The 23,837-nt window shown below is 66.4% G+C and carries 25 protein-coding genes; 10 read left to right on the forward strand and 15 right to left on the reverse strand.

Annotation, left to right across the window (positions count from 1 at the left end; genetic code table 11):
* Positions 1-267 precede the first annotated feature (267 nt).
* A complete protein-coding gene (locus GV027_RS05215; protein WP_159511183.1) occupies positions 268-1,026 on the reverse strand; it encodes a competence/damage-inducible protein A in 759 nt (252 codons plus the stop codon).
* A gap of 52 nt (positions 1,027-1,078) precedes the next feature.
* On the opposite strand from GV027_RS05215, the gene map reads away from it, so the two are divergent.
* Entirely contained in the window at positions 1,079-1,906 is an 828-nt protein-coding gene (map, locus tag GV027_RS05220; protein ID WP_159511184.1) for a type I methionyl aminopeptidase, read from the forward strand.
* Positions 1,907-2,039: 133 nt separating this feature from the next.
* Here map and GV027_RS05225 read toward each other — a convergent pair whose 3' ends face one another.
* Positions 2,040-2,462: a hypothetical protein gene (locus GV027_RS05225; RefSeq protein WP_159511185.1), complete on the reverse strand. Its 423-nt coding sequence runs from the start codon at positions 2,460-2,462 to the stop codon at positions 2,040-2,042.
* A gap of 161 nt (positions 2,463-2,623) precedes the next feature.
* On the opposite strand from GV027_RS05225, the gene purL reads away from it, so the two are divergent.
* From purL to bfr, 3 genes are all read left to right on the forward strand, one after another.
* Entirely contained in the window at positions 2,624-4,843 is a 2,220-nt protein-coding gene (purL, locus tag GV027_RS05230) for a phosphoribosylformylglycinamidine synthase subunit PurL (protein ID WP_159511186.1), read from the forward strand.
* A gap of 93 nt (positions 4,844-4,936) precedes the next feature.
* A complete protein-coding gene (locus tag GV027_RS21385; RefSeq protein WP_037527780.1) occupies positions 4,937-5,107 on the forward strand; it encodes a (2Fe-2S)-binding protein in 171 nt (56 codons plus the stop codon).
* A gap of 93 nt (positions 5,108-5,200) precedes the next feature.
* Positions 5,201-5,716, forward strand: a complete 516-nt coding sequence (bfr, locus tag GV027_RS05240) for a bacterioferritin (protein ID WP_042467738.1) — start codon at positions 5,201-5,203, stop codon at positions 5,714-5,716.
* A 54-nt stretch (positions 5,717-5,770) separates the two neighbouring features.
* On the opposite strand, the gene GV027_RS05245 is transcribed toward bfr, so the two are convergent.
* The 8 genes from GV027_RS05245 to GV027_RS05280 all read right to left on the reverse strand — a co-directional run bounded on the left by GV027_RS05245 (position 5,771) and on the right by GV027_RS05280 (position 11,760).
* Positions 5,771-6,208, reverse strand: coding sequence for an Hpt domain-containing protein (locus tag GV027_RS05245; RefSeq protein WP_031395627.1), 438 nt, complete (start codon positions 6,206-6,208; stop codon positions 5,771-5,773).
* Between the two features lie 55 nt (positions 6,209-6,263).
* Positions 6,264-6,545 (reverse strand): sulfurtransferase TusA family protein, encoded by a 282-nt coding sequence (locus GV027_RS05250; RefSeq protein ID WP_159511187.1) that lies wholly within the window; start codon positions 6,543-6,545, stop codon positions 6,264-6,266.
* 3 nt (positions 6,546-6,548) lie between these two features.
* On the reverse strand, positions 6,549-7,937 hold the full coding sequence (gene der / locus GV027_RS05255) for a ribosome biogenesis GTPase Der (protein ID WP_031395626.1): 1,389 nt from the start codon (positions 7,935-7,937) through the stop codon (positions 6,549-6,551).
* Positions 7,938-8,008: 71 nt separating this feature from the next.
* On the reverse strand, positions 8,009-9,331 hold the full coding sequence (locus GV027_RS05260) for a PQQ-binding-like beta-propeller repeat protein (RefSeq protein WP_159511188.1): 1,323 nt from the start codon (positions 9,329-9,331) through the stop codon (positions 8,009-8,011).
* Entirely contained in the window at positions 9,328-10,065 is a 738-nt protein-coding gene (locus GV027_RS05265) for a tetratricopeptide repeat protein (protein ID WP_159511189.1), read from the reverse strand. The genes GV027_RS05260 and GV027_RS05265 overlap by 4 nt, the downstream gene beginning before the upstream one ends.
* Positions 10,066-10,157: 92 nt before the next feature.
* Positions 10,158-11,030, reverse strand: coding sequence for a 3-methyl-2-oxobutanoate hydroxymethyltransferase (gene panB, locus GV027_RS05270; protein WP_159511190.1), 873 nt, complete (start codon positions 11,028-11,030; stop codon positions 10,158-10,160).
* 80 nt (positions 11,031-11,110) lie between these two features.
* Positions 11,111-11,392 carry a DUF427 domain-containing protein gene (locus tag GV027_RS05275; protein WP_031441739.1) on the reverse strand — a complete coding sequence of 94 codons (282 nt, stop codon included), beginning with the start codon at positions 11,390-11,392 and terminating at the stop codon, positions 11,111-11,113.
* Positions 11,393-11,403: 11 nt separating this feature from the next.
* Complete coding sequence (locus GV027_RS05280; protein ID WP_159511191.1) at positions 11,404-11,760, reverse strand: ArsC family reductase; 357 nt, start codon at positions 11,758-11,760, stop codon at positions 11,404-11,406.
* Between the two features lie 254 nt (positions 11,761-12,014).
* Here GV027_RS05280 and GV027_RS05285 point away from each other — a divergent pair, with 254 nt between their 5' ends.
* The 5 genes from GV027_RS05285 to GV027_RS05305 all read left to right on the forward strand — a co-directional run bounded on the left by GV027_RS05285 (position 12,015) and on the right by GV027_RS05305 (position 17,092).
* Positions 12,015-12,245 carry a hypothetical protein gene (locus GV027_RS05285; RefSeq protein WP_156363278.1) on the forward strand — a complete coding sequence of 77 codons (231 nt, stop codon included), beginning with the start codon at positions 12,015-12,017 and terminating at the stop codon, positions 12,243-12,245.
* A gap of 70 nt (positions 12,246-12,315) precedes the next feature.
* A complete protein-coding gene (locus GV027_RS05290) occupies positions 12,316-14,391 on the forward strand; it encodes an NAD(+) synthase (protein WP_159511192.1) in 2,076 nt (691 codons plus the stop codon).
* Between the two features lie 120 nt (positions 14,392-14,511).
* A complete protein-coding gene (locus tag GV027_RS05295) occupies positions 14,512-15,282 on the forward strand; it encodes a CDP-alcohol phosphatidyltransferase family protein (RefSeq protein WP_236559052.1) in 771 nt (256 codons plus the stop codon).
* Positions 15,283-15,297: 15 nt separating this feature from the next.
* The gene (locus GV027_RS05300) at positions 15,298-16,389 is read left to right on the forward strand and encodes an inositol-3-phosphate synthase (RefSeq protein ID WP_159511194.1); all 1,092 of its coding nucleotides are present in this window, start codon (positions 15,298-15,300) and stop codon (positions 16,387-16,389) included.
* A gap of 1 nt (position 16,390) precedes the next feature.
* Positions 16,391-17,092: a phosphocholine cytidylyltransferase family protein gene (locus GV027_RS05305; RefSeq protein WP_159511195.1), complete on the forward strand. Its 702-nt coding sequence runs from the start codon at positions 16,391-16,393 to the stop codon at positions 17,090-17,092.
* A 15-nt stretch (positions 17,093-17,107) separates the two neighbouring features.
* Here the strand turns inward: GV027_RS05305 and GV027_RS05310 are convergent, their stop codons facing one another.
* Positions 17,108-18,376 carry a M24 family metallopeptidase gene (locus GV027_RS05310; RefSeq protein WP_159511196.1) on the reverse strand — a complete coding sequence of 423 codons (1,269 nt, stop codon included), beginning with the start codon at positions 18,374-18,376 and terminating at the stop codon, positions 17,108-17,110.
* 72 nt (positions 18,377-18,448) lie between these two features.
* On the opposite strand from GV027_RS05310, the gene GV027_RS05315 reads away from it, so the two are divergent.
* The gene (locus GV027_RS05315) at positions 18,449-19,786 is read left to right on the forward strand and encodes a dicarboxylate/amino acid:cation symporter (protein WP_031441733.1); all 1,338 of its coding nucleotides are present in this window, start codon (positions 18,449-18,451) and stop codon (positions 19,784-19,786) included.
* A 56-nt stretch (positions 19,787-19,842) separates the two neighbouring features.
* Here the strand turns inward: GV027_RS05315 and GV027_RS05320 are convergent, their stop codons facing one another.
* From GV027_RS05320 to GV027_RS05335, 4 genes are all read right to left on the reverse strand, one after another.
* Positions 19,843-20,478, reverse strand: a complete 636-nt coding sequence (locus GV027_RS05320; RefSeq protein ID WP_159511197.1) for a glutathione S-transferase family protein — start codon at positions 20,476-20,478, stop codon at positions 19,843-19,845.
* On the reverse strand, positions 20,475-21,332 hold the full coding sequence (locus tag GV027_RS05325) for a class I SAM-dependent methyltransferase (RefSeq protein WP_159511198.1): 858 nt from the start codon (positions 21,330-21,332) through the stop codon (positions 20,475-20,477). The genes GV027_RS05320 and GV027_RS05325 overlap by 4 nt, the downstream gene beginning before the upstream one ends.
* A 259-nt stretch (positions 21,333-21,591) precedes the next feature.
* Positions 21,592-22,665, reverse strand: coding sequence for a recombinase RecA (recA, locus tag GV027_RS05330; protein ID WP_031396669.1), 1,074 nt, complete (start codon positions 22,663-22,665; stop codon positions 21,592-21,594).
* A 313-nt stretch (positions 22,666-22,978) separates the two neighbouring features.
* Complete coding sequence (locus GV027_RS05335; protein WP_159511199.1) at positions 22,979-23,836, reverse strand: 4-(cytidine 5'-diphospho)-2-C-methyl-D-erythritol kinase; 858 nt, start codon at positions 23,834-23,836, stop codon at positions 22,979-22,981.
* Between the last annotated feature and the right edge of the window lies 1 nt (position 23,837).

The following is a 23,837-nucleotide window of genomic DNA, read 5'->3' on the forward strand; positions in this document are numbered from 1 at the left end:
TTGGCAGACGGAGCGAGCCGCGCGCACGACCGACGTGCACGCGGCGCAACGCCCCTCAGTCGAGGGGCTTGGTCACCGGCCGCCACATCACGAAGGCGAGTGCCACTAGTGGCAACACCGCCATACAGCCCACGATCATCAGCATCAGATTGCTTGCAGTCATCCAGCCTCTCCTTCGTATTTTTACGAAGGCTGACGGGTATTGCCGTGCTTTGCAAGCGGCTTGGCCCAGCGGGCCGTCCACCAACCTGGAGTACGCCCGCGGCGTCAGATGCCTTCGGGTGTCACCACGCGCCCGGTCGCCTCGAGCGCGCTGACCAGATCGGCGATGCAGCGATCGACCAGCGCGGCATCCGCACTGCGCACGACGAAATTCGCGCCCGTCCGGCCGTCGCGGAAAAACGGGTAGCTGCCGACCGCGACGCCTTCATGCGCCTTCTCGGCATCGCGCAGCAGGTCGGCGACTTCGCTCTCCGCCACCCAGCAGCCGATCGTCTTCGACACGACCGGGCGTCCGCCTTCCAGCGTGCCGGTGAGCGCGTCGAGCATGCCGGCGGTGATGTGCGGCACCCCCGCCATGATGAAGATGTTGCCGATCCGGATCCCCGGCGCGCCCGATACCTTGTTGTCGATCAGGTCGGCACCGACTGGCACGCGCGCCATCCGCGCACGCGCTTCGGTCAGCCCGCCGCGGGTCGCATAATAGGCCTCGAGCACCGCCATCGCCCGCGGATGATGCTCGACCGCGACACCCAGCGCCTCGGCGATCGAATCGACGGTGATGTCGTCATGCGTCGGGCCGATCCCGCCCGTGGTGAACAGATAGTCGTTGCGTGCGCGCAGGATGTTCACCGCCTCGACGATCGCCTCGGTCCGGTCGGCGACGACGCGCACTTCGGCCAGCCGGATGCCCTGCACATTGAGCCAGGCCGCGATCTGCGCGACGTTCTTGTCCTGTGTCCGGCCCGACAGGATCTCGTCGCCGATGATTGTCAGTGCGGCCGTCCAGATGCGTTCCTGTGTCATGGCCCTTCGCATAGCCTCGCAAAAGTTGCGCCGCCACGCTATATCGCTCGCCATGACCGAATATGTAACCGTCACGTCCGACGCGCCGGACGCGCGCACCGGCGCCATCAAGCTCCACGGCCCCGCCGCCTTTGAAGGCATGATGAAGGCCGGGCGGCTCGCTGCCGAAACGCTCGACATGATCGTGCCCCACATGGTGCCGGGCGTGACCACCGCCGAGATCGACCGGCTGATCTACGACTTCATCACCGCGGCGGGCGCAGTGCCGGCGACGCTCGGGTATCGTGGCTATACGCACAGCGTCTGCATCTCGATCAACCATGTCGTCTGCCACGGCATCCCGAGCGAGAAGGCGCTGAAGTCGGGCGATATCGTCAATGTCGACGTCACGCCCTTGCTCGACGGCTGGCACGGCGACACGAGCCGGATGTACCTGATCGGCGACGTGCCGATCAAGGCGCGGCGCCTCGTCGAGGTGACCTATGAATGCCTGATGCTCGGCATCGAACAGGCGAAGCCCGGCAACCGCATGGGCGACGTCGCGCATGCGATCCAGCGTCATGCCGAGAAGCATCGCTACGGCGTGGTCCGCGATTTCTGCGGGCACGGCGTCGGCCGCCTGTTCCATGACGCCCCCGAAGTCGTCCATGTCGGCAAGCCCGGCACCGGCCCCGAACTGCGCCCCGGCATGATCTTCACGATCGAACCGATGATCAACATCGGCCGTCCCGACGTTAAGCTGCTCGACGATGGCTGGACGGCGGTGACGCGCGACCGTTCGCTGTCGGCGCAGTTCGAGCACTCGATCGGCATCACCGAGACAGGCTGTGACATCTTCACGCTCAGCCCCAAGGGCTACACGCAGCCGCCGTACGGCTGATTAGACCGGGGGCGCGGGCAATCGCCCCCTCCCGTCATCCTGACGAAAGTCAGGATCCAGAGCCGCAAGGCGCGTACCTCGTTACCCTAGATCCTGACGTCCGTCAGGATGACGACGCAAAGTGGGATGACGACTACAGGTCGCGGCAGAGGATCGCAGCCTTCCGCAACTCCACCTCGGCGCTTTCACCGGCGGCCGCATCGCCCTTCGCTTCGCCACCCTTGGTCTGCACCGTCAGCTCGGCCGGCCCCTCAATCCGGCACAGGATACCCTTGGGCGACTGGCTGCAGGCCTTCGTCGCCTTGTCATAGGCCGCTTGGGTCTGCTCGCCCGACGGCCGGACTATGAACGACACCATCGACGACCCGCCGAACAGATGCGATCCGAGACCCATTGTATTGACGCGCCATTCGGTGGCCCGCGCGGGCTTCGATCCGGCCTGCTTCATGTTGAGTTTGGGAGCAAGCCGCTCACAGAAACTCGTCGGAGCCTGCGCGGGCAGTTGCGTCGCCGTGCTCCCCAGCGCCGCAATCGCCAGTATCGACGCGATCTTCATTTACACCCCCCCGAATGACGACCGCCCTCCCATATACCGGGCGGTATCGACGGGAAGTCTGACGCCGTTTCATGACATGGCAATTGCAAGTCGCCAATCCCTCGCGCTTCGAGCAGGATCGACGCTGGCAAGTCGCCCCCCACCCCGCTAAAGCCCGCCCCATGACCGAGATCACACCGCAGATCGTCGCCGACCACGGCCTGTCCCCCGAAGAATATGAGCGCGTGCTCCACGCGATCGGCCGCGAGCCCAATCTCGTCGAGCTCGGCATCTTCTCGGTGATGTGGTCCGAGCATTGCAGCTACAAGTCGAGCAAGATCCACCTGATGAAGCTGCCCACCAAGGGCGAACGCGTCATCTGCGGCCCGGGCGAGAATGCCGGCGTCGTCGATATCGGCGACAACCAGGCGGCGATCTTCAAGATGGAGAGCCACAACCACCCGTCCTACATCGAACCCTATCAGGGCGCGGCGACCGGCGTCGGCGGCATCCTGCGCGACGTCTTCACGATGGGCGCGCGACCGATCGCCAACATGAACGCGCTGCGCTTCGGCCGGCCCGATCACCCCAAGATGCGCCACCTGATCTCGGGCGTGGTTCACGGCATCGGCGGCTACGGCAATTGCGTCGGCGTGCCGACGGTCGGCGGCGAGGTGAACTTCCACGCGGCCTATGACGGCAACATCCTGGTCAACGCGATGACCGTCGGGATCGCCGATCAGGACAAGATCTTCTATTCGGCCGCCAGCGGCATCGGCAATCCGATCGTCTATGTCGGCTCCAAGACCGGTCGCGACGGCATCCACGGCGCAACGATGGCGAGCGCGGACTTCGGCGAGGACTCGGACGCCAAGCGCCCGACCGTCCAGGTCGGCGATCCCTTCACCGAAAAGCTGCTGATCGAGGCCTGCCTCGAACTGATGGCGACCGACGTCATCGTCGCGATCCAGGACATGGGCGCCGCCGGCCTCACCTCCTCGTCGGTCGAGATGGCGTCGAAGGGCGGGGTCGGTATCGAACTCGTCATGGACGACGTGCCGCAGCGCGAAACGGGCATGACGCCGTACGAGATGATGCTGAGCGAAAGCCAGGAGCGGATGCTCATGGTGCTGAAGCCCGGCCGCGAGGCCGAGGCCGAGGCGATCTTCAAGAAGTGGGAGCTCGATTTCGCGGTGATCGGCCGCGTCACCGACACCGGCCGCATGGTGCTGACGTTCAAGGGCGAGACGGTTTGCGACATTCCGCTCGGGCCGCTGGCCGACGAGGCACCGCTCTACGATCGCCCACACGTGCCGACACCCAAGCCCGCGCCGCTCGAAAACGTGCCGCACAGCAACGACATCGCCGCCGATCTGGTGACGCTAATGGGCTCGCCCGACATCGCCTCGCGCCGCTGGATCTGGGAGCAATATGACCACATGGTAGGCGCCGACACCGTCCAGCGCCCCGGTGGCGACGCGGCGGTCGTCCGCGTCCACGGCACGCAGAAGGCGCTGGCGATGACCACCGACTGCACGCCGCGCTATTGCTTTGCGGATCCTGTCGAGGGCGGCAAGCAGGCGGTCGCCGAGGCATGGCGCAACCTCACCGCGGTCGGCGCGCTGCCCCTCGCGGTGACGAACTGCCTCAACTTCGCCAACCCGCAGCGGCCCGAGATCATGGGCCAGATCGTCGGCTGCCTCGAGGGGATGAGCGACGCGTGCATCGCGCTCGACTTCCCGATCGTGTCGGGCAACGTCTCGCTCTACAATGAATCCAAGGCCACCGGCGGCGGCTCGGCGATCCTGCCGACGCCGGCGATCGGTGCGATCGGCCTGCTTGCCGACTGGCAGAAGAATGCGACGATCGCGTTCAAGGGCTCAGGCGACATCATCCTCGCGGTGGGCACGCGGCATGGCCATCTCGGCCAGTCGCTGTGGCTGCGCGAATGCCATGGCCGCGAGGAAGGCCCCCCGCCCGCGGTCGACCTGGCGGCGGAGCGTCGCGTCGGCGACCTCATCCGCAACGCGATCGCCGAGGGCCAGCTGTCGGCGGTCCACGACGTCTCGGACGGCGGCATCGCCGTGACCCTGGCCGAAATGGCGCTCGCAGGCGGCATCGGTGCAATGATCGACCGCAAGCAGCCCTTCGACTGTGCACGCGCATTCTTCGCGGAGGACCAGGGCGTCTATATCGTCACCGTCGAGGACCACGCGCTGCTCGACTTCCTCGGCGCCGCACATGCCGCCGATGTCGAGGCCGAACCGCTCGGCCGTACCGGCGGCAAGCGCCTGATCTTCGAACGCCCCGACCGCGACGACGTGATCGCGCTCGACACGCTGCGCGCCGCGCATGAGGGCTTCTTCCCGAATTTGATGGGGGAAGACGCCGCGCTGGCCTGAACGCCAACGCGGCATTAGTTGCGAATCAGACGCAAAAGCGCTTGCGACTGGTTCGCATTATCGCTAATTGGAAGCTCTCACGAGGGAGCTTCCATGGTCGTCTGCGTCTGCAATGCCATTCGAGAATCCGACGTCCGCAGCTGTGCGCGGGGCGGGTGCACGACGCCCTGCCAGGCGTTCCGTTCGCTGGGCCGTCAGCCGAAATGCGGTCAGTGCACGTCGGTCGCCCGGGCGATCATCAACGAGGAACGCGCCGCAGCCTGACCTGGCGCGGCGCCACATGGCGCGATCCCGTCGCCCTTGCCGCCACGAACGTAAAACCGCTACATGCCGCTCAGAGGTGACGGAGTTATGGCAATGCGCGGCGATCCCACGGTAATCGATTTCCTGAATGAGGCGCTCAAGAACGAGTTGACCGCGGTCAACCAATATTGGCTCCATTATCGGATGCTCGAGCATTGGGGCGTCTACAAGCTCGCCCAGTATGAGCGCATGGAGTCGATCGACGAGATGAAGCATGCTGACTGGTTGTCGGAGCGCATCCTGTTTCTCGATGGCCTGCCCAATTTCCAGCTGCTCGGCCGCCTGCGCATCGGCGAGACCGTCGAAGAGGTTCTGAAGTCGGATCTCGCGCTCGAGGTCGAGGCGACGATCCAGCTGAAGAGCGCGATCGCCTATTGCGAAGAAGTGAAGGACTATATCAGCCGCGACCTGTTCGCGCGCATCCTCGCCAGCGAGGAAGAGCATGTCGACACGATCGAACGCCAGTTCGAGATGATCGCCCGGATGGGCATCCACAACTACATCCAGCTCAACTCGATCTCCGAGCATGATTCGCCCAAGGCCGGTGCGGCACCCTATCTGAAGGGCTGAGCTCGTCTGCCGGTCGTCGTCCGCGGCGACCGGCAGCGCGCGCCGGCGGTGTGCTTATTCGGCGCCAAACCCCGATGGGACGGCACGCCGTCCGAACCCGCCCGCCGCGGGACGGCGAGGGACCAGCGGATTGGCCTCGCGCTCGAGAAGCGTCAGCGTCTCGCCGAACAGCGGCCGCAACCGCGCAACATGCTCGAGCGCGGCATCCGGGGTATCATGAAGCTCGACACAGTCGCGTGCGATCGTCTCGATCGTTTCCGCGAGATCGGCCAGCGGCTCGGCGCCGAACTGGCGCGCCTCGCCCTTTAGGGTATGGGCTGGAATGATCAGCGCCGCCGCGCTGCCGGCGCGCATCGCCGCTTCGATCGTGGCGACCGATTTCACGCCGTCTTCGCGGAAATAGCCGAGGATGCGGATGAACCCGCCGCCAAGCTCGCTGCGGGCCTGTTGAAACGCCGGCCAGTCGACCAGGGTGTTTCCTTCGAATGACACTGACGCCTACTCCCGTTTGGCCGGCCCGCCATGAACGTCGACGGTCAGCCTATCGCTATTCCGTAAAGACATTGTTGCTGTCGGACCCGCGTGTCACGACAAATATTGGCGCGACTGGATCGGAAATGATCGCCATGTCCGCGCCCGCCGCCGTGGCGACCGCCGCCAGCTCGGCAGGCGCACGCGGATCATCGGCGCGGACCTCGATCCGAACAGCGGCCGGCATCCCGTCCGAGCCTGATCCCTCGCCCGCCTGACGCAGCGTTCTGGCCAGCCGCATCGCGGGCCAAGGGCACCGCATGCCCCGCGCGTCGATCCGGACCACCCCGGACGCCACCGTCTAGTAGCCGCCGCCGCCGCCGCGATTATCGTCGTACGGGTTCTTCGGCGCGCGGAACATCAGCCGGACCGGCACCGCGCCGAAGCCCAGATCCTTGCGCATCGAATTGACCAGATAGCGCTCATAGCTCGCCGGCAGCTGGTCGACGCGCGTGCCGAAGATCACGAAGCTCGGCGGACGTGTCTTGACCTGGGTGACATAGCGCATCTTGATCCGCTTGCCGCCCGGGGCCGGTGGCGGCGTCGCCTCGATCGCGCGTTCGAACCAGCGGTTGAGCTCGCCGGTGCCGACGCGCTTCGACCAGGCGTCGCGCGTGTCGAAACACGCCTGGAGCAGCTGGTCGATACCCTTGCCGGTCGCGCCCGACACGGTCATCACGGTCACGCCCTTGACCTGGCTGAGGCCGTCCTCGAGCGCGCGCTTGACGCCATTGAACAGCGACGACGCGCTTTCCGCGATATCCCATTTGTTCAGCGCGATGACGAGCGCACGGCCCTCCTGCAGCACCTTGTCGGCAATCCGCAGATCCTGCGCCTCGAGCCCCAGCGTAGCGTCGAGCAGCAGCACGACGACCTCGGCGAAGTCGACCGCGTGGAGCGCGTCCTCGACCGACATCTTCTCGAGCTTGTCCTGGACCTTGGCACGCTTGCGCATGCCCGCCGTATCGATCAGCCGGACCTTGCGCGATTCGCCGCCGGTCGGATGCCAGTCGTAATCGACGCTGATCGAATCGCGCGTGATGCCGGCCTCGGGACCGGTGATCATCCGGTCCTCGCCGAGGATGCGGTTGACCAGCGTCGACTTGCCCGCATTCGGACGTCCGACGATCGCGAGCTTCAGCGGCCCCTCATATTCATTGTCGGGCTGTTCCTCAGGAACCTCGTCCTTGCCTTCGAGCAGCGGGAGCAACGCCTCGAACAGGTCGCCCATGCCCTCGCCATGCTCGGCGGACAGTTCGACCGGATCGCCGAAGCCGAGCGCCAGCGACTCAAGCACGCCGTCATTGCCCGCGCGGCCCTCGGCCTTGTTGGCGACGAGCACGACCGGCACGTCGGCGGTGCGAAGCCAGCGGGCGATCTCCTCGTCGAGCGGCACGATGCCGGCGCGTGCGTCGAACAGGAACAATGCGACATCGGCCTGGCCGACCGCAGCCTCGGTCTGCTGACGCATCCGCCCGGGCAGCGTCTGCGCGTCATGATCCTCGTATCCGGCGGTATCGATGATGCGGAAATCGAGCCCGATCAACGACGCATCGCCCTCGCGGCGATCGCGCGTGACGCCGGGCCGGTCGTCGACCAGCGCAAGCTTCTTGCCGACGAGGCGGTTGAACAGGGTCGACTTGCCGACATTGGGGCGGCCGACGATTGCGACCACAGGGAGTTTGGACATGCCGTGCCCTTAGCGCGGGAACGCTCCGTCGTCACCTGTTACCCCTCTCCCACCGGGAGAGGGGTGATGGCTCACCGATAGGCGGTGATCTTGCCCTTCTGGTCGAGCGTGTAGAGCGTCGAGTTCGCGACGATCGGCGGCAGGGTGAAGGGCGTCTTGGTCTCGATCGTGCTGCCGACCGCGCCATCGCCCGGATTAACCGAAACGATCTCACCGCGCGAATTGGTCAGGATCAGGCGACCGCCCGCCAGGATCGGGCCATACCAGGTCACCGGCCCCTTCTTCTTCTTCTCGTTATCGAACCGCTGCAGCTGCGCGATCCAGCGCGCCTTGCCGTTCGACCGCGAAAGGCAGACCAGCCGCGCATCGTCGGTCACCACGAACAGCCATTCGCCCGCAATCCAGGGGGTCGAGATGCCCGCGAAATTCTGTTCCCACAGACGCTGGCCGGTCGAGAGCTCGAGCGCGACCATGCGCCCGCCCTGCCCGACCGCATAGACACGGCCGCCATCGATGACCGGGGCGGCGTCGATATCCGACAGGCTCGACACCGATGTCGTGATCGACGTGCGCGACAGCGCGTCCTGCCACAGGATACGACCATTCTCGTAGCGATAGGCGCTGAGTTCGCCGCTCGAGAAGCCCGAGACGACGGTGCCCTGGCTGACCGCGGGTGCCGCGACGCCGAACACGCCTTGCGTCTCCAGCGTCCCCGACTGCACCCACTGGACCTTGCCGTCACCCTGGTTGAGCGAGAAGATCTGGTTGTCCTGCGTCAGGACATAGACCGCACCGTTCGACACGGTCGGTGAACCACGCAGCGGGCCGCCGGGCTTGGCGCGCCACAGGATCGCGCCATCCGACGCGTTCATCGCGACCACGTCGCCGACGCCGTCGGTCGCATAGACCTTGCCGTCGTCATAGCTCACGCCACCGCCGAAACGCGCGGACTGGTTGATCTTGCCCTCGGTGATCGGCGTGGTCCACAACGCCCCGCCGGTGTCAGACTTGAACGCATGCGCGACGCCGTGGACGTCCATCACGAACAGCTTGTTCTCACCGACGACGGGCGGCGCGGCCATGCGTTCGCGGTTGGAGCCACCGTCGATCGAGGCCTGCCATGCCCTGTTGGGCTGCGCGGCGAGCGCCAGCTGGCCCATCGACTTGGCAGGATTGCCGCCCGGCTGTGCCCAGGCGTCATTGACCGTGGGGGCCGGCAGGAGGACCTGGACATCGGCGATCGTCGCGTCGGTCTCGACCCCGTTTTCGGAGGTCAGGATCGATACCCGGTTTCCGACCGTCGGGGTCTTCTTGACGCTACCCTTGAAAATGCCGCAGCCGCTCAAGGCCATGAGCGCAGCCACCGCGACCGTCACCCGATAAGACTTCGTCATTGCGCGTTGGTATCCTCGTTTGATGCAGCAGCAGCGGCGGTCCCGGCCGTCCCGGTGCTGGCAACGGCGTCGACGCCCAGTACACCGGCCATCTGAACAGCGCGTTGACGAATCGTCTCGGGCACGCCGGGATCAGCCGCGATCTGGCCGAAAAGCGTCCCCGCCTGCTTGGTCTGGTTCATCCGGACATAGGCGACCGCGACCATCTCGCCTGCGCTGCCGAGCCAGGGATTGCCCGTGACCGCAAGCGGACGCAGCCGCTCGACCACGACCTGCGGCTTGAGCGTGTCATATTCCGCCGACGTCTGCCGGACCAGCGCAAGGTCGCGGAACGGCTTGGCGACCGACGTGTCGGCAGCGATCGCCGCCAGCTTGGCCGCGGCACCCTTCATATCCTCTTTCTGGAGAAGGATATCCGCCTCGGTGAACCGTGCGAGCGCGCTGTACCCGGCACGGTCGGACGCGGCGAGCTTGCTCAGCGTCGTGTTCGCCTCGGCGACCTTGTCCGCGGCGAGCGCGTCATAGGCGGCCTGGAGCTGCTCGCCCTCGACACCCGCCTGGGTTTCGGTGCGGTGCTGATAATAGAGAAATCCGGCCAGCGCGACGAGTGCTGCGACCACCCCGAGCGCTATCCATTTGCCCCAGGTCGTCCAGAAACCCGCGAGCTGATCGCGGCGCAGTTCTTCGTCGACCTCGCGGAGGAACGCTTCATCGGTTTTCGGCGGCAGGGCCAAGGGTGACTCCGGAGACAAAGGGAGGAAAGGATATCGGGGGATGGTGGAATGGCGCGGACCTTAGCCGCCACGCGTCCGAAACAAAAGCCGGATCAATCCACCGTGCCGGCGCGCGGCGCATAGCTCTGGTCGGGTCCCGGAAAGGCACGACTGCGAACCTCGTCGGCATAGGTCTCCGCAGCGCCCGAGATCTTGGCGGCGAGATCCTCGAACCGCTTCACGAACTTGGCGGTACGGTCGAACAGGCCGAGCATGTCCTCGGCAACAAGCACCTGGCCGTCGCACTCGACCGATGCGCCAATGCCGATCGTCGGACAGGCGACCGCGCGCGTGATCTCGATCGCGATCGGCTCGACCACGCCCTCGATCACCAGCGCGAATGCGCCCGCCTCGGCGACCGCCTTGGCATCCGCGACGATCTTCGCTGCCTCCTCGGGCGTACGGCCACGCGCGCCATAGCCGCCCAGCACGTTGACCGCCTGCGGGGTGAGGCCGACATGCCCCATCACCGGAATGCCGCGTTCGACGAGGAACCGTACGGTCGGCGCCATCGCGGTGCCACCCTCGAGCTTCACCGCCGCCGCGCCGGTCTGCTTCAGCAGCCACGCGGCGCTCTCGAACGCCTTTTCGGGTGACGCTTCATAGCTGCCGAACGGCATGTCGATGACGACCACCGCGTGATAGCTGCCGCGCACCACCGCCGCGCCGTGCGCCGCCATCATCTCGAGCGTGACGGGCACGGTCGAGGGCAGGCCGTAGATCACCTGCCCCAGGCTGTCGCCGACCAGCAGCATGTCGCAGTGTGGATCGAGCAGCTGCGCACTGCGCACCGTATAGGCGGTGAGCATGACGAGCGGCACCTGCCCCTTTTGCCGGCGGATCGCGGGGATCGTGAGGCGCTTGAGCGGGGCGGGCGTCGGGTTGGCGCGACTCGTCGCGGTGTCGAGCGTGTAGGTCGTGGACATGGGCGCGCGTTCTAGCGAAGCCGATGCCGCTCGCCCAGCCCGTCCCGTCGCGCCCGCCCGACACCGGCGACGGCCGCGGCTCAGCCGACCGTCACGCCCTTCCAGAAGGCATAGCGATCCTTGATCTCGGCCGCGGCGGATTTGGGATCGGGATAGTACCAGACCGCATCGACGTTGCGCTTGCCGTCGACGACCAGCGTCTTGTAGCGCGCGGTGCCCTTCCACGGACAGTTCGACTGCGTCGCGCTGTCTTCGAGCAGCGCGGGATCGACGCTGTCCGCGGGGAAATAGTGATTGCCCTCGACGACGACGGTATCGTCGGACCGGGCGATCTCTTGGCCGTTCCATGTAGCGACAGGCATGCTCGTCTCCTTCAGGCGTTCCCCAGCCCCGCCGCCTCATACCGCTCGGGCTTGAACCCGACCAGCAGTGTCGCGCCGGTATCGAGCACCGGGCGCTTGATCATCGACGGCTGCGCGAGCATCAGCGCGACCGCCTTGTCCGCGTCCAGGTCGACGCGGTCAAACTCGGGCAGTTTCCGGAACGTGGTGCCGGCGCGGTTGAGCAATGGCTCCCACCCGACCCGGTCGATCCAGTCGCGCAGCCGTGCGTCCTCGATCCCGGCGGTCTTGTAGTCATGAAACACATAGGCGACGTCATGCGCATCAAGCCACGCACGCGCCTTCTTCATCGTGTCGCAGTTCCTGATCCCGAACAGCGTGATCGTCAAAATCGCTTCCCCATAAAACACCCTGCCACGCACCCCGCGCGCGATCGCCTGTCAGTCCCGATAGCAGATCTGCCTGCCGATCGCGCAACAGCCGCAGTGCGGATTTTTGCCATGGACGGTGGAACCTCGGCGCCGCGAAATGGCTATACGATGTACGGAATGATCAAGACAAGTTGCGGACATAAAAGGTTTTTCGGCGGGATGCCGTGAAAGACCTGTCGGGTCCGATGACGCCAGGCGATGGGAGCGGGATGATGACGGACAAGGCTGCAGAAGCGCGACAACTGAACCTCATTACCCTCTTATTCGCGATCCTCGCATTTGGCGGTATACTCGCGCTGGGCAGTGTCGACGCGAAGACGAAGCAGCAGCGGTACCGGATTGCGAAGACCTACCAGATCTCCGAACGGCAGAAGCTCGAACGCCGGCGCGCCCGTGCCGTGCAGGGGGTCATTGCCTCCACCTCTGCGCAGAGCGCCCCCTGACAGCAGCCTGCACCTATCGGGCCGGTGAAGCCGGTAGCATGAACTGCCCCGCGCGTTTAACGATGGGGGCATGACGCATCCATTCTACGCGATCCACACGCACGGCCTGATCCGGGTTGCAGCAGCGACCCCGCGGGCATCGGTCGGGGATACCGCCGCCAATGCCGCGGCGACGATCGCGCTGGCGACACAGGCGGATGCGCAGCATGTCGACCTCGTCGTCTTTCCCGAATTCAACCTCACCTCCTATGCGCTCGACGACCTGCATCTGCAGACCGCGCAGCAGCGTGCGACGCTGGCGGCGATCGATAGCGTCGTCGCGGCGAGTGCGACGCTGCGGCCGGTGCTGCTGGTCGGCGCGGCGCTGGTGCGCGCGGGGCGGCTGTATAATTGCGCGGTGGCGATCGCGCGCGGTCGCGTGCTCGGGGTCGTGCCCAAGACCTTTTTGCCCAATTACCGCGAATTCTACGAAAAGCGCTGGTTCGCGAGCGGAGCGGGACTGACGGGGCTGTCGATCGAACTCGGCGGCGAGTCCGTGCCGTTCGGCACCGACCTGATCTTTGCGGCGCGCGACCTGCCCGGCTTCGTGGTCCATGCGGAGATCTGCGAGGATTACTGGGCCCCCACCCCGCCATCGACCGCGGGTGCGCTGGCCGGTGCTCTGATCTGCTGCAACCTGTCCGCGTCGAACATCGTCATCGGCAAGGCGCGCGAGCGCGAGATGCTGGCGGCGGCGCAGTCCGCGCGCGCGGTATGCGCCTATGTCTATTCCGCGGCGGGCCCGGGCGAGAGCACGACCGAGGTCGCATGGGACGGCCAGGGGCTGATCCACGAGCTCGGCGAACAGCTTGCCCAATCACGCCGCTTTGCGACCGAGCCGGATCTGGTCGTCGCGGACGTCGATTGCGAGCGGATCGCGCAGGAACGGCTGCGGACCGGCACGTTCAACGACGCGGCGGCGTTCGCGGGGCATCCCGAGACGCGCATCCGGCGGATCGCGTTCGATCACCTGGGCGATCCTGCCGTCGCGGACGTCGGGCTCGAACGCATCGTCCCCCGCTTCCCGTTCGTCCCCAATGATCCCGCCCGCCGCGACGAGGATTGTTACGAGGCGTTCAACATCCAGGTGGAAGCGCTGGCGAAGCGGCTCGAGGCCGCGCACGCCCGCACGCTGGTGATCGGCGTGTCGGGCGGGCTCGATTCGACGCATGCGCTGATCGTCGCGGCCAAGGCGATGGACCGGCTCGGCCGCCCGCGTGCCGACATTCTCGGCTTCACCATGCCCGGCTTCGCGACGGGCGAGGGCACGAAGGCGAATGCCTGGGCGCTGATGCGCGCGCTGGGCATCACCGCGGAGGAAATCGACATCCGCCCCGCGGCGCGGCGGATGCTCGAGGACATGCGGCATCCCTTTGCCGATGGCGCCCCGGCATATGACATCACCTTCGAGAACGTCCAGGCGGGGTTGCGGACCGATTATCTGTTCCGCCTCGCCAACCAGCGCGGCGGGATCGTGGTCGGCACGGGCGACCTGAGCGAGATGGCGCTGGGCTGGTGCACCTACGGCGTCGGCGACCAGATGAGCCATTATGCGGTCAACGCGGGCGTGCCCAAGACGCTGATCCAGTTCCTGATCCGCTGGTGCATCCGGACCGGCCAGTATGACGCGGCAACCGATGCGATCCTGTCGACGATCGTCGCGCAGGAAATTTCCCCCGAACTCGTTCCCGCGGGGGCGGACGGCGCGCTGCAGAGCACCGAATCGATGATCGGGCCCTATGCGCTGAACGATTTCTTCGCGCATTACGTGATCCGCTACGGCCTCGCGCCGTCGAAGATCGCGTTTCTCGCCTGGCATGCCTGGCGCGATGCGGAGCGCGGGGCATGGCCCGCGGACCTGCCGGCGACTGCGCGCGTCGCCTATGACCTCCCGACGATAACCGCGTGGCTCGAAAGGTTTCTTCAGCGCTTTTTCGCGACGAGCCAGTTCAAGCGATCGGCATTGCCGAACGGACCGAAGGTCTCGGCGGGCGGCGCATTGTCGCCGCGCGGTGACTGGCGCGCGCCCTCGGATGGAACCGCGCGGGTCTGGATCGACGAATTGCGCTCAGCCGTTCCGCGGGCCGAGCCGGGCGACCTTGCATAAATTGCGTGCCGCGCGCATTATGAAAATCCTATGACAGTGGCTCCACCGGATGGATCGCGCGATCGCCGGATCGAGATCCCATCTAACCTTTGGCTGATTCACCCGGCAGGCCGCGCGCTTTTGCCCCTCGCACTCGCGCGTCGCATCTCGGCGAACACGGTGTCGGTGGCGGGACTGGTCCTGGGGGGCGCTGCTGCGCTGGCCTATACGCATTGGGGCAATCCCGCTTTGGCACTGGTCGGCCTGGCCCTGTCGATCGGGTGGCTGATCGCCGATGGTCTGGACGGCATGGTCGCCCGCGCGACCAAGACCGCGAGCCCGCTCGGGCGGATGCTCGACGGTCTATGCGATCACGGCGTGTTCGCGCTGATCTATATCTCGCTGGCCCTCACCATCGACACGCCAGAGGCCTGGATCCTCGCGGTTGCGGCCGGTGGCGCGCACGCGGTGCAGTCGAACATGTACGAGGGTGAGCGCTCGCGCTTCCATCGCCGGATCCGCGGCGTCGCGCTCGATGCCCCACCCGTGCCGACCGGCAACGCGCTTGTCCGCTTCTATGACGGGGTGGCCAGCAGCATCGACCGGATCGCGATGCCGTTCGAACGCACGCTCGGTCAGGCCAGCGATCCTGTCGCGCTTGGCCAGAGCTATGCCGCGCGCGCCGTCGCGCCATTGCGCTTCATGGCCTTGCTAACCGCGAATGTCAGAGTATGGGCGATCTTCGTCGCCTGCTTTGCGGGCAACCCGCGCATCTTCTGGTGGTTCGAGATCGTCCCTCTGACGCTCGTCGCCATCGTCGGGCTCGTCTGGCACCGTCGTGTCGAACGGGCTTTCGTCCGTAATACCACACCGCCGCGATCGAAGACCGCGTCGCGCATGCATCTTTCGTAAGGAACAGGGTCAGTAATGAATAGCATTCGGATCGCCGTGGTCGGCATCGGCAACTGCGCGAGCTCGCTCGTCCAGGGCCTCGAGCATTATCGCGAGGGGGCAAACGACCAGGTCGGCCTGATGCATTTCGACATGGGTGGCTACAAGCCGAGCGACATCAAGGTCGTCGCGGCGTGGGACGTCGATCGGCGCAAGGTCGGCAAGGACGTCGCCGAGGCGATCTTCGCCAAGCCCAACTGCACCGCGGTGTTCGCCCCCAATGTCGGCAACACCGGCACCATCGTGAAGATGGGCAAGACGCTCGACGGCGTCGCCGATCACATGTCCGACTTCAAGGACGACCGCACCTTCCTCCTCGCCGACGCCGCAGAGCCGACGCGTGAGCAGGTCATCGCGGATCTGAAGGCGTCGGGCGCCGACGTGCTGATGAACTACCTGCCGGTCGGTTCGCAGGAAGCGACCGAATTCTATGCCGACTGCGCGATCGAAGCGGGCGTGGCGTTCGTCAACAACATCCCCGTCTTCATCGCATCGAACCCCGTCTGGGCGAAGAAGTTCGAAGACGCCGGCGTCGCGATCATCGGCGACGACATCAAGGCACAGCTCGGCGCGACGATCGTCCACCGCGTGCTGACCGACCTGTTCGCCAAGCGCGGCGTGAAGCTGGATCGCACTTACCAGCTCAACACCGGCGGCAACACCGACTTCCTCAACATGTCGAACCATCGCCGTCTCGAGTCGAAGAAGATCTCGAAGACCGAAGCCGTCCAGTCGGTCGCGGCCGAGCGGATGGACGACGACAACGTCCATATCGGTCCGTCGGACTATGTCCCCTGGCAGAACGACAACAAGGTCTGCTTCCTGCGCATGGAAGGCCAGCTGTTCGGCGGCGTGCCGATGAACCTCGAGCTGCGCCTTTCGGTCGAGGATTCGCCCAACTCGGCGGGTGTCGCGATCGACATGATCCGCTGCGCCATGATCGCCAAGGATCGCGGCATCGCCGGCGTGATCGACCCTGCATCGGCCTATTTCTGCAAGCACCCGCGCACGCAGATGACCGACGATCTCGCGCAGATCGAGGTCGAGCGGTTCATCAAGGCCGCCTGACATGATCGAGACGGCTGTCATCCTCGCCGCCGGGGAGGGCAGCCGTCTTCGCGCCTCGGCGCCCTATAAACCCCTCTGCCCGGTCGCCGGCCGCCCCCTCATCGCGCATGCGCTCGAGGGTCTTGCGGAGGCCGGCCTCAAGCGTGCGATCGTCACGCTGAGCTACGGCCGTGACGCGATCGAGGCCTATCTCGCCAGCCGCGCCTGGCCGCTTCATGTCGAAACCGTCCTTGCCGACCACCGCGAGCCCAATGGCGTATCGGTGCTTGCTGCTACCGAGGCGCTCGCCGGGCAGGACGCGGTTCTGGCGATGTGCGATCACCTCGTTCTCCCCGCGCTGTATCGCCGCATGGCCGCCGCCGGATCGGGCAACGGGCTTCGGCTCGGCATCGACCGCCGGCTCGGCCACCCTTGGGTCGACCCCGAGGACGTCACGTGTGTCGCGACCAGCGGGTCGGCGATCGTCGCGATCGGCAAGGGCCTCGAACCGTATGACGCCTATGACACCGGCGTTTTCGCAATCTCGCCGCGCCTCGGCGCCGCGCTCGCCACGCTGGCCAGTCCCTCGCTGACCGAAGGCGTCCGCATGCTCGCCGCGGAGAACCGTGCCGAGACCGTCGACTGCAGCGATATCGACTGGATCGACGTCGACGACGCAGCCGCCCTCGCGCATGCCGAACGCTGGATGAGCCGGGCCGCCTGAGCAGTCCCGGACTCGTCAGCCCAGCGGGCGGTCGAGCGACATGGGGGGCACGCTGAACCAGCTTGGCCCCGCTTCGGTCATGTGGAAGCAATCCTCGACCCGGATGCCATAGCGCCCGGGGATGTAGATGCCGGGCTCGTCGCTGAAACACATGCCCGCCGCGAGTTTCGTCGCCTCGCCCCGCACCAGATTGACCGGCTCGTGCCCGTCCATGCCGATCCCGTGCCCCGTCCGGTGCGACAGCCCGGGCAGCTTATAGCCCGGACCATAGCCCAGCGCCTGATAATGCTGGCGCACCGCATCGTCGACGCTGCCCGCGGTCGCGCCGATCCGCGCGGCGGCAAAGGCGATCTGCTGACCGCGTATCGCCTGGTCCCAGGTCTTGCGCTGGTCGGCGGTGGCGGATCCGTGAACCCAGGTGCGCGAGACGTCCGACTGATAGCCCTGCACGGTGCACCCGCAATCCATCAGCACGACCTGCCCGTCCGCGACGCGGTGGATCTCCCGGCTGCCATGCGGATAGGCCGAGGCTTCGCCGACCAGCGCCATCGAGAATTCGGGCGCCCCGCCGAGCTTGCGGGTCGCGGCCGTCATCAGCGCGCCGATCTCGGGACCGGTCATGCCCGTCTCGACCCGCGCATGTGTCCATCGATAGGCGGCGAGCGTGACGTCCGTCGCCGTCTGCATCAGTGCGATCTCGGCAGGCGTCTTGATCATCCGACAGCCGCGCACCACCGGATTGGCCGACACGATCAGCGCCTCCGGTACCAGCCGACGCAGCGCGTCGACGGCGAAGAAGCGCATCGTCTCCTCGATCGCGATCGGCCGCGCGATCAGCCGGCGATCGCGCAGGAAGCCCGCCACCACCGCGAGCGGGTTCTGATCCTCCTGCCAGACGCGGACCTCCGCCGGCACCGCAAGCGTCTCGCGCACCGACGGCTCCTCGAAAAACGGCGTGACGATACAGGGCTGCCCCTCGACCGGCAGGATCGCGGCGGTCAGCCGCTCGCTCCGGCTCCAGCGGACACCGGTGAAATAGAGCATCGACGATCCCGGCTCGATCAGGACCGCGCCGATCCCTGCCGCCTTCATCAGCGCCTGGGCGCGCACCAGTCGAGCGGCGCGCTCGTCCGCATCGATCGGCTTGGCACCCCCCGTGAGATCGGACAGCGCCGACAGGTCGGGCTCGGCCGCGCGCAGCACCGCGCCGATCGACAGCAGCGGGAGCGCGGCGGCGGCACCGAGGAGCGTGCGCCTGGTGGGTAATTCGGGAGAGATTGCCATGCCGGGACGATAGGGTCCTTGACCCGGGCGCCGCAATCCCCTTCCCTCCTGCGCGAGTTTCGGGAGCGTTTAATGGCCAAGCGGCTAACCTATTATATCCTGTTCGGGCTGGTCGCCGGCATGGCCGTCGGCTGGATCCTCAACGCGTCGATCGACGACGGCAGCGCGCAATCCGCCGCGCAGCTGAAGGACATTGCCGGCTATTTCTCGATCGTCACGTCGCTGTTCCTGCGGCTGATCAAGATGATCATCGCGCCATTGGTCTTCTCGACGCTGGTCGTCGGCATCGCGCATATGGGCGATACCGGCGCGCTCGGCCGCGTCGGCCTGCGCAGCCTCGGCTGGTTCATCTGTGCGAGCCTGTTGTCGCTGACGCTCGGCATGATCCTGGTGAACGTGCTGCAGCCCGGGGTCGGCCTCGCGCTCGCCATCCCGCCGGCGACCGCGTCGAGCGGCGTCGACCGAGCCGCCTTCGATCTCGCCAAGTTCATCACCCATATCGTTCCCGACTCGATGATCTCGGCGATGGCGAGCAACGAGATTCTTCAGATCGTCGTCTTCTCGGTGTTCGTCGGCGTCGCGATCACCGCGGTCGGCGAAAAGGCCGCCCCGCTCGTCAAGGCGATCGAGGCGCTCGTCGCGGTCATGCTGCAGATCACGAATTACGTGATGCGGTTCGCGCCGTTCGCGGTGTTCGCCGCGGTGACCGCGACGCTCGCCGAACGGGGCCCCAGCATCCTCGGCGATCTCGGCTATTTCATGCTGACCTTCTATCTCGGGCTGGCGCTGCTCTGGCTGATGCTGATCGGCATCGCCTTCCTGCTCATCGGCCCGCGGACGCGGCTGCTGGTGCGCTATATCCGCGACCCGCTGATCCTCGCCTTCTCGGCCGCGTCGTCGGAGGCGGCCTATCCGCGTACGCTCGAGGCGCTCGACCGGTTCGGCGTGCCGCCGCGGATCGCCAGCTTCGTCCTGCCGCTCGGCTATTCGTTCAATCTCGACGGCTCGATGATGTACATGACGTTCGCGTCGCTGTTCATCGCACAGGCCTACGGCATCGACATGCCGATCGGGCAGCAGATCGCCATGCTGCTGGTGCTGATGGTCACGTCGAAGGGCATTGCCGGTGTGCCGCGTGCGTCGCTCGTGGTGATCGCCGGGACGCTGTCGATGTTCAAGATCCCGGAAGCGGGCATCCTGCTGATCCTCGCCGTCGATCACTTCCTCGACATGGGTCGGTCGGCGACCAACGTCATCGGCAATGCGGTCGCCGCGACCGTGGTCGCGAAATGGGAAGGCGGGCTCGACGAGCGTGAACCCGCCGACCGCGACCCGCCGCACGCACCGACCGGCCATGGCCCGAAGGTGAATGTCGACAGCTATGAGAAGATCAAGCCCGGCCAGGCCTGAGCGGCACGGGACGTCAGGAGGCGGTCGGCCCGCCCGCCTCTTGGCGTGTGCTCGGGTCAGGCATAGGCATAGGGGCCGCCCTTTTGCAGGCCCGCCTGATAGGCCGGTCGCGCATGAACCTTGCCGAGCCAGGCGATCGTCGCGGGGCGTGATTCGTCGAGCCCTGCACGGCTGCGCGCTGCTTCGAGCGGAAAGCTCATCATGATGTCCGCCGCGGTCATCTGATCGCCGGCAAACCAGGGGCGTTGCGAGAGCTCTGCCTCGACGTAATCGAGATGGACATCGATCATCGGCTGGATGCGCTTCAGCGCGATCTTCCCCATCACCGGAATCTTCGCGAGCACCAGCTTGAGCAGCAGCGGCGGCATCATCGAGCCTTCGGCATAATGCAGCCAGAACCGATAGCGCAGCGCATCCGCGCGCTTGGCGGGGGCCCCGAGCCGCCCGTCCGCCTTGTCGACGAGATACTCGACGATAGCGCCGGTCTCCGCCACGACCCGGCCTCCCTCGACGTCGCGGTCCTCGATCACCGGCGACTTGCCGAGCGGATGGACCGCCTTCAGTTCCGGGGGTGCGAGCATCGTCTTTGGATCGCGCGCATAGCGCTTGATCTCATAGGACAACCCAAGTTCCTCGAGCATCCACAGGATCCGCTGCGACCGCGAGTTTTCGAGATGGTGGACGGTGATCATGGCAGGCTCCCTTGGCTGTCGCGCGCTGCGTGCGCCGTCCATATCCAGGCAGCGGCCGGAAATTCGACCGCATCCCCGGCCAGACGATCGACACAGGCGCTGGTCAGACGCGCCAGCGCCTGTTCGCGTTCCGCCCCGTGCGTGTCGCGGATCCGCGACGCTGCGGGGCCGATCCGGCTGAGATAGTCGACCGCGTCCGCCACCGGATCCGCGCCGCCCCCCGCGCGATAAGCGAATTCGACACGCTGTGGTGTCGTCGCGCGCCACCCGGCCTGCTTCAGCATCACCGCGACATAAGCCGGATCGGCAAAGGCAAAGGGCCCCGGCGCGGTCATGGCCCCCGTTGGTCCGGATGCGTCATCCGCACCCGCGACGGTTTCCACCGCCCAGCGATTGGCGGCACGCTCGGCAAAGCACGAGAAGACGAGCGCGGCGCCGGGCGCGGCGGCCGCAGCGAGCCGGGCAAAGGCGGCCACCGGATCGGCAAAAAACATGACCCCATGCCGCGAGACATAGAGATCGATCGGCGCATGCGTCTCGACGCCCGCCGCGACGTCGGCGCAGCGGAACGCGACATTCGTCAGGTGCCCCACGCGGTGGTTCGCCACTGCGATCAGCGTCGGGGAGAGGTCGATGCCCATCACCTGCCCGTCCGGCAGCGCCTCCGCGCTGGCCAGCGACGTGGCGCCGGCGCCGCAACCGATATCGACGATCGTGCGAGTCTGCGGTCCTGCCGCCGCAAGAATCGCGGCGTTCAGTACGGGTGCGAGCCCCTCGAAGCTGCGGTCGGTACGGCGCCATTCGGTGGCCCAGATGTCGCCGACGCGTCCGGTCCAGTCTCGATCACTGGTCATGATCCGCCGTATCGCATGGTCGAACTCCCGTCTGAGCGCACAAGATCAGCTCTTGTGGCGCGTTTGACGCAAGTCGTGAAGCATATGCCCGCTAGGGCTCACTGGATTTCCGGACGATCGCCCAACACGCGTCCCGCTGCGGCCCATCAGCTCAACCAGGCGAGACGAAACTCGCCCGACCCATCAGCCCTGGACGCTGCCTCGCCCTGTCACAGGACGCGGAGCCCTTCCCTGCGAGGAAAAGGGCTCCGCCCCTTACTCAGGCGTCGTCTTCGGCGTCGGGACCGACCATCATTTCCTCGGCAACCTTGTCGGTGCGCGCGCGGATCTGCTTTTCGAGACGATCGGCGGTCTCGGGATTGTCCTTGAGGAAGGTCTTCGAATTCTCGCGACCCTGACCGAGCCGTACGCTGTCATAGCTGAACCACGCACCCGATTTCTCGACGAGCCCGGCCTTCACGCCGAGATCGAGGATCTCGCCGAGCTTGGAGACGCCCTGCCCGTACATGATGTCGAATTCGACCTGCTTGAACGGCGGCGCAACCTTGTTCTTGACGACCTTCACGCGCGTCTGGTTGCCGGTGACCTCGTCGCCCGCCTTGACCGCACCGATGCGGCGAATGTCGAGACGGACCGAAGCGTAGAACTTCAGCGCGTTGCCACCCGTCGTCGTCTCCGGGTTGCCGTACATGACGCCGATCTTCATGCGGAGCTGGTTGATGAAGATCACCATGCAACGCGACCGGCTGATCGAACCGGTCAGCTTGCGAAGGCTCTGCGACATCAGGCGCGCCTGAAGCCCGACATGGCTGTCGCCCATCTCGCCCTCGATTTCAGCGCGCGGCACGAGGGCTGCGACCGAATCGACAACGAGCACGTCGATCGCGTTCGAGCGGACCAGCGTGTCGACGATCTCGAGCGCCTGCTCACCAGTGTCGGGCTGCGACACGATCAGCTCGTCGATGTTGACGCCGAGCTTCTTGGCATAGACCGGGTCGAGTGCGTGCTCGGCGTCGACGAATGCCGCGGTGCCGCCATTCTTCTGCGCTTCGGCAATGACGTGGAGCGCGAGTGTGGTCTTGCCCGAGCTTTCCGGGCCGTAGATCTCGATCACGCGGCCGCGCGGCAGGCCACCGACGCCGAGCGCGATGTCGAGCCCGAGCGAGCCGGTCGAGATTACCTCGACCTGCATCGTCTCCTTCGAGCCCAGACGCATCGCCGAGCCCTTGCCGAACGCGCGATCGATCTGCGCGAGTGCGGCATCGAGCGCCTTTTGCCGGTCGTTGGTTGCTGTTGCCATGCCGGTGTCGATCACTTTCAGATTAGCGGCCATCGAGAAGCTCCCATCGCTAAAGCAAGCGCGCGTGCCATTCAACGCGTCAAACGCCATGTATTGCTTTTGTTCTCACGGAACAAGTGCGGAACATCGGGGAATGTGAAAAAGGGCGGCCGCCTTTCGGTGACCGCCCTCCCATCATTGGTCCGCTTCGGCGTCTTGGGAGAAACCTTGGGCCGGTCGGCGAACCATGGCGCCGATCCGGTAGTGGACAGCCCGATTTGACGCCTCCGACCGGTGTGATGCAATCGATTTTACAGCGTCCGGCGTCCCAAAGCCGAACAGTTTCAACGTGGCATTGAACCCGCGTTCAGCGCAGCCTGCATGCCAGCGTCCACCAGCCTCGCGCAGCCGCATCCGCCGCCGCGGAATCGCGGGCCGCGATGCTGTCGAACAGCGCAAAGCAGGTCGCTCCCGATCCCGACATGCGCGCGAGCAGCACGCCCGGCGCCGCATCCAGCAACGCGCGGACGCGGGCAATCTCCGGCGCGATCGCGCAGGCCGGCGCCTCGAGGTCGTTCCGCCCGGCGATCGCGCGTTCGAGCAGCGGCCCCTCGCCGATCGGCCCGTGGTCGATCCCATCCCACGCGCCGAATACCGCCGCGGTCGACACCGCCACCCCCGGGTTGACGCACAGCAACGGCGTTCCCGCCAGCCCGTCGACCGCGACGAGCATGTCGCCGCGCCCGGTCCCGAACGTCGTCCGGTTGACGAGGCAGGCAGGCACGTCCGCACCCAGTCGGGCGGCAATGCCGTGGAGAGCCGGATCCTGCACCGCGACGCCGTGCAACCGCGCCAGCGCGCGCAGCGTCGCCGCGGCATCGGCGGAGCCGCCACCGATCCCCGATGCGATCGGCAGTCGCTTGTCGAGCGTGATCGCGTGGTGCGCGGCGATCCCGAACGTCGCGACGAACGCGTCCGCCGCGGCCGTCACGAGGTTCCCATCCCATGGCGCAGCGTCGGTGCCCCCCGCCGCCGGGCGCAATGCCGCGGCGAACGGCCCGATGATGGCAAAGCTGTCCACGTCCGCCGTGCGCACCGTGACGACGTCGCCATGCTCGGCAAAGGCAAACAGCGTCTCAAGCTCGTGATAGCCGTCCGCGCGGCGGTGACGCACATGCAGCGCGAGATTGATCTTGGCTGGTGCGGTTTCGGTCGTCGTCGGCATC

Origin of the sequence: Sphingomonas sp. T1, assembly GCF_902506585.1 — a bacterium.
Classification (GTDB): Bacteria; Pseudomonadota; Alphaproteobacteria; order Sphingomonadales; family Sphingomonadaceae; genus Sphingomonas; species Sphingomonas aerolata.

Excerpts from the sequence above, each read along its gene's own strand:
- GV027_RS05305 (WP_159511195.1), top strand. The coding sequence starts at position 16,391 with ATGATCGAGACGGCTGTCATCCTCGCCGCCGGGGAGGGCAGCCGTCTT.
- GV027_RS05290 (WP_159511192.1), top strand. The coding sequence starts at position 12,316 with ATGACGCATCCATTCTACGCGATCCACACGCACGGCCTGATCCGGGTT.
- panB (WP_159511190.1), bottom strand. The coding sequence starts at position 11,030 with ATGTCCACGACCTACACGCTCGACACCGCGACGAGTCGCGCCAACCCG.
- GV027_RS05315 (WP_031441733.1), top strand. The coding sequence starts at position 18,449 with ATGGCCAAGCGGCTAACCTATTATATCCTGTTCGGGCTGGTCGCCGGC.
- GV027_RS05335 (WP_159511199.1), bottom strand. The coding sequence starts at position 23,836 with ATGCCGACGACGACCGAAACCGCACCAGCCAAGATCAATCTCGCGCTG.
- GV027_RS05310 (WP_159511196.1), bottom strand. The coding sequence starts at position 18,376 with ATGGCAATCTCTCCCGAATTACCCACCAGGCGCACGCTCCTCGGTGCC.
- map (WP_159511184.1), top strand. The coding sequence starts at position 1,079 with ATGACCGAATATGTAACCGTCACGTCCGACGCGCCGGACGCGCGCACC.
- der (WP_031395626.1), bottom strand. The coding sequence starts at position 7,937 with ATGTCCAAACTCCCTGTGGTCGCAATCGTCGGCCGCCCCAATGTCGGC.
- GV027_RS05215 (WP_159511183.1), bottom strand. The coding sequence starts at position 1,026 with ATGACACAGGAACGCATCTGGACGGCCGCACTGACAATCATCGGCGAC.
- GV027_RS05325 (WP_159511198.1), bottom strand. The coding sequence starts at position 21,332 with ATGACCAGTGATCGAGACTGGACCGGACGCGTCGGCGACATCTGGGCC.
- recA (WP_031396669.1), bottom strand. The coding sequence starts at position 22,665 with ATGGCCGCTAATCTGAAAGTGATCGACACCGGCATGGCAACAGCAACC.
- bfr (WP_042467738.1), top strand. The coding sequence starts at position 5,201 with ATGCGCGGCGATCCCACGGTAATCGATTTCCTGAATGAGGCGCTCAAG.
- GV027_RS05300 (WP_159511194.1), top strand. The coding sequence starts at position 15,298 with ATGAATAGCATTCGGATCGCCGTGGTCGGCATCGGCAACTGCGCGAGC.
- purL (WP_159511186.1), top strand. The coding sequence starts at position 2,624 with ATGACCGAGATCACACCGCAGATCGTCGCCGACCACGGCCTGTCCCCC.
- GV027_RS05275 (WP_031441739.1), bottom strand. The coding sequence starts at position 11,392 with ATGCCTGTCGCTACATGGAACGGCCAAGAGATCGCCCGGTCCGACGAT.
- GV027_RS05225 (WP_159511185.1), bottom strand. The coding sequence starts at position 2,462 with ATGAAGATCGCGTCGATACTGGCGATTGCGGCGCTGGGGAGCACGGCG.
- GV027_RS05260 (WP_159511188.1), bottom strand. The coding sequence starts at position 9,331 with ATGACGAAGTCTTATCGGGTGACGGTCGCGGTGGCTGCGCTCATGGCC.
- GV027_RS05320 (WP_159511197.1), bottom strand. The coding sequence starts at position 20,478 with ATGATCACCGTCCACCATCTCGAAAACTCGCGGTCGCAGCGGATCCTG.
- GV027_RS05285 (WP_156363278.1), top strand. The coding sequence starts at position 12,015 with ATGACGGACAAGGCTGCAGAAGCGCGACAACTGAACCTCATTACCCTC.
- GV027_RS21385 (WP_037527780.1), top strand. The coding sequence starts at position 4,937 with ATGGTCGTCTGCGTCTGCAATGCCATTCGAGAATCCGACGTCCGCAGC.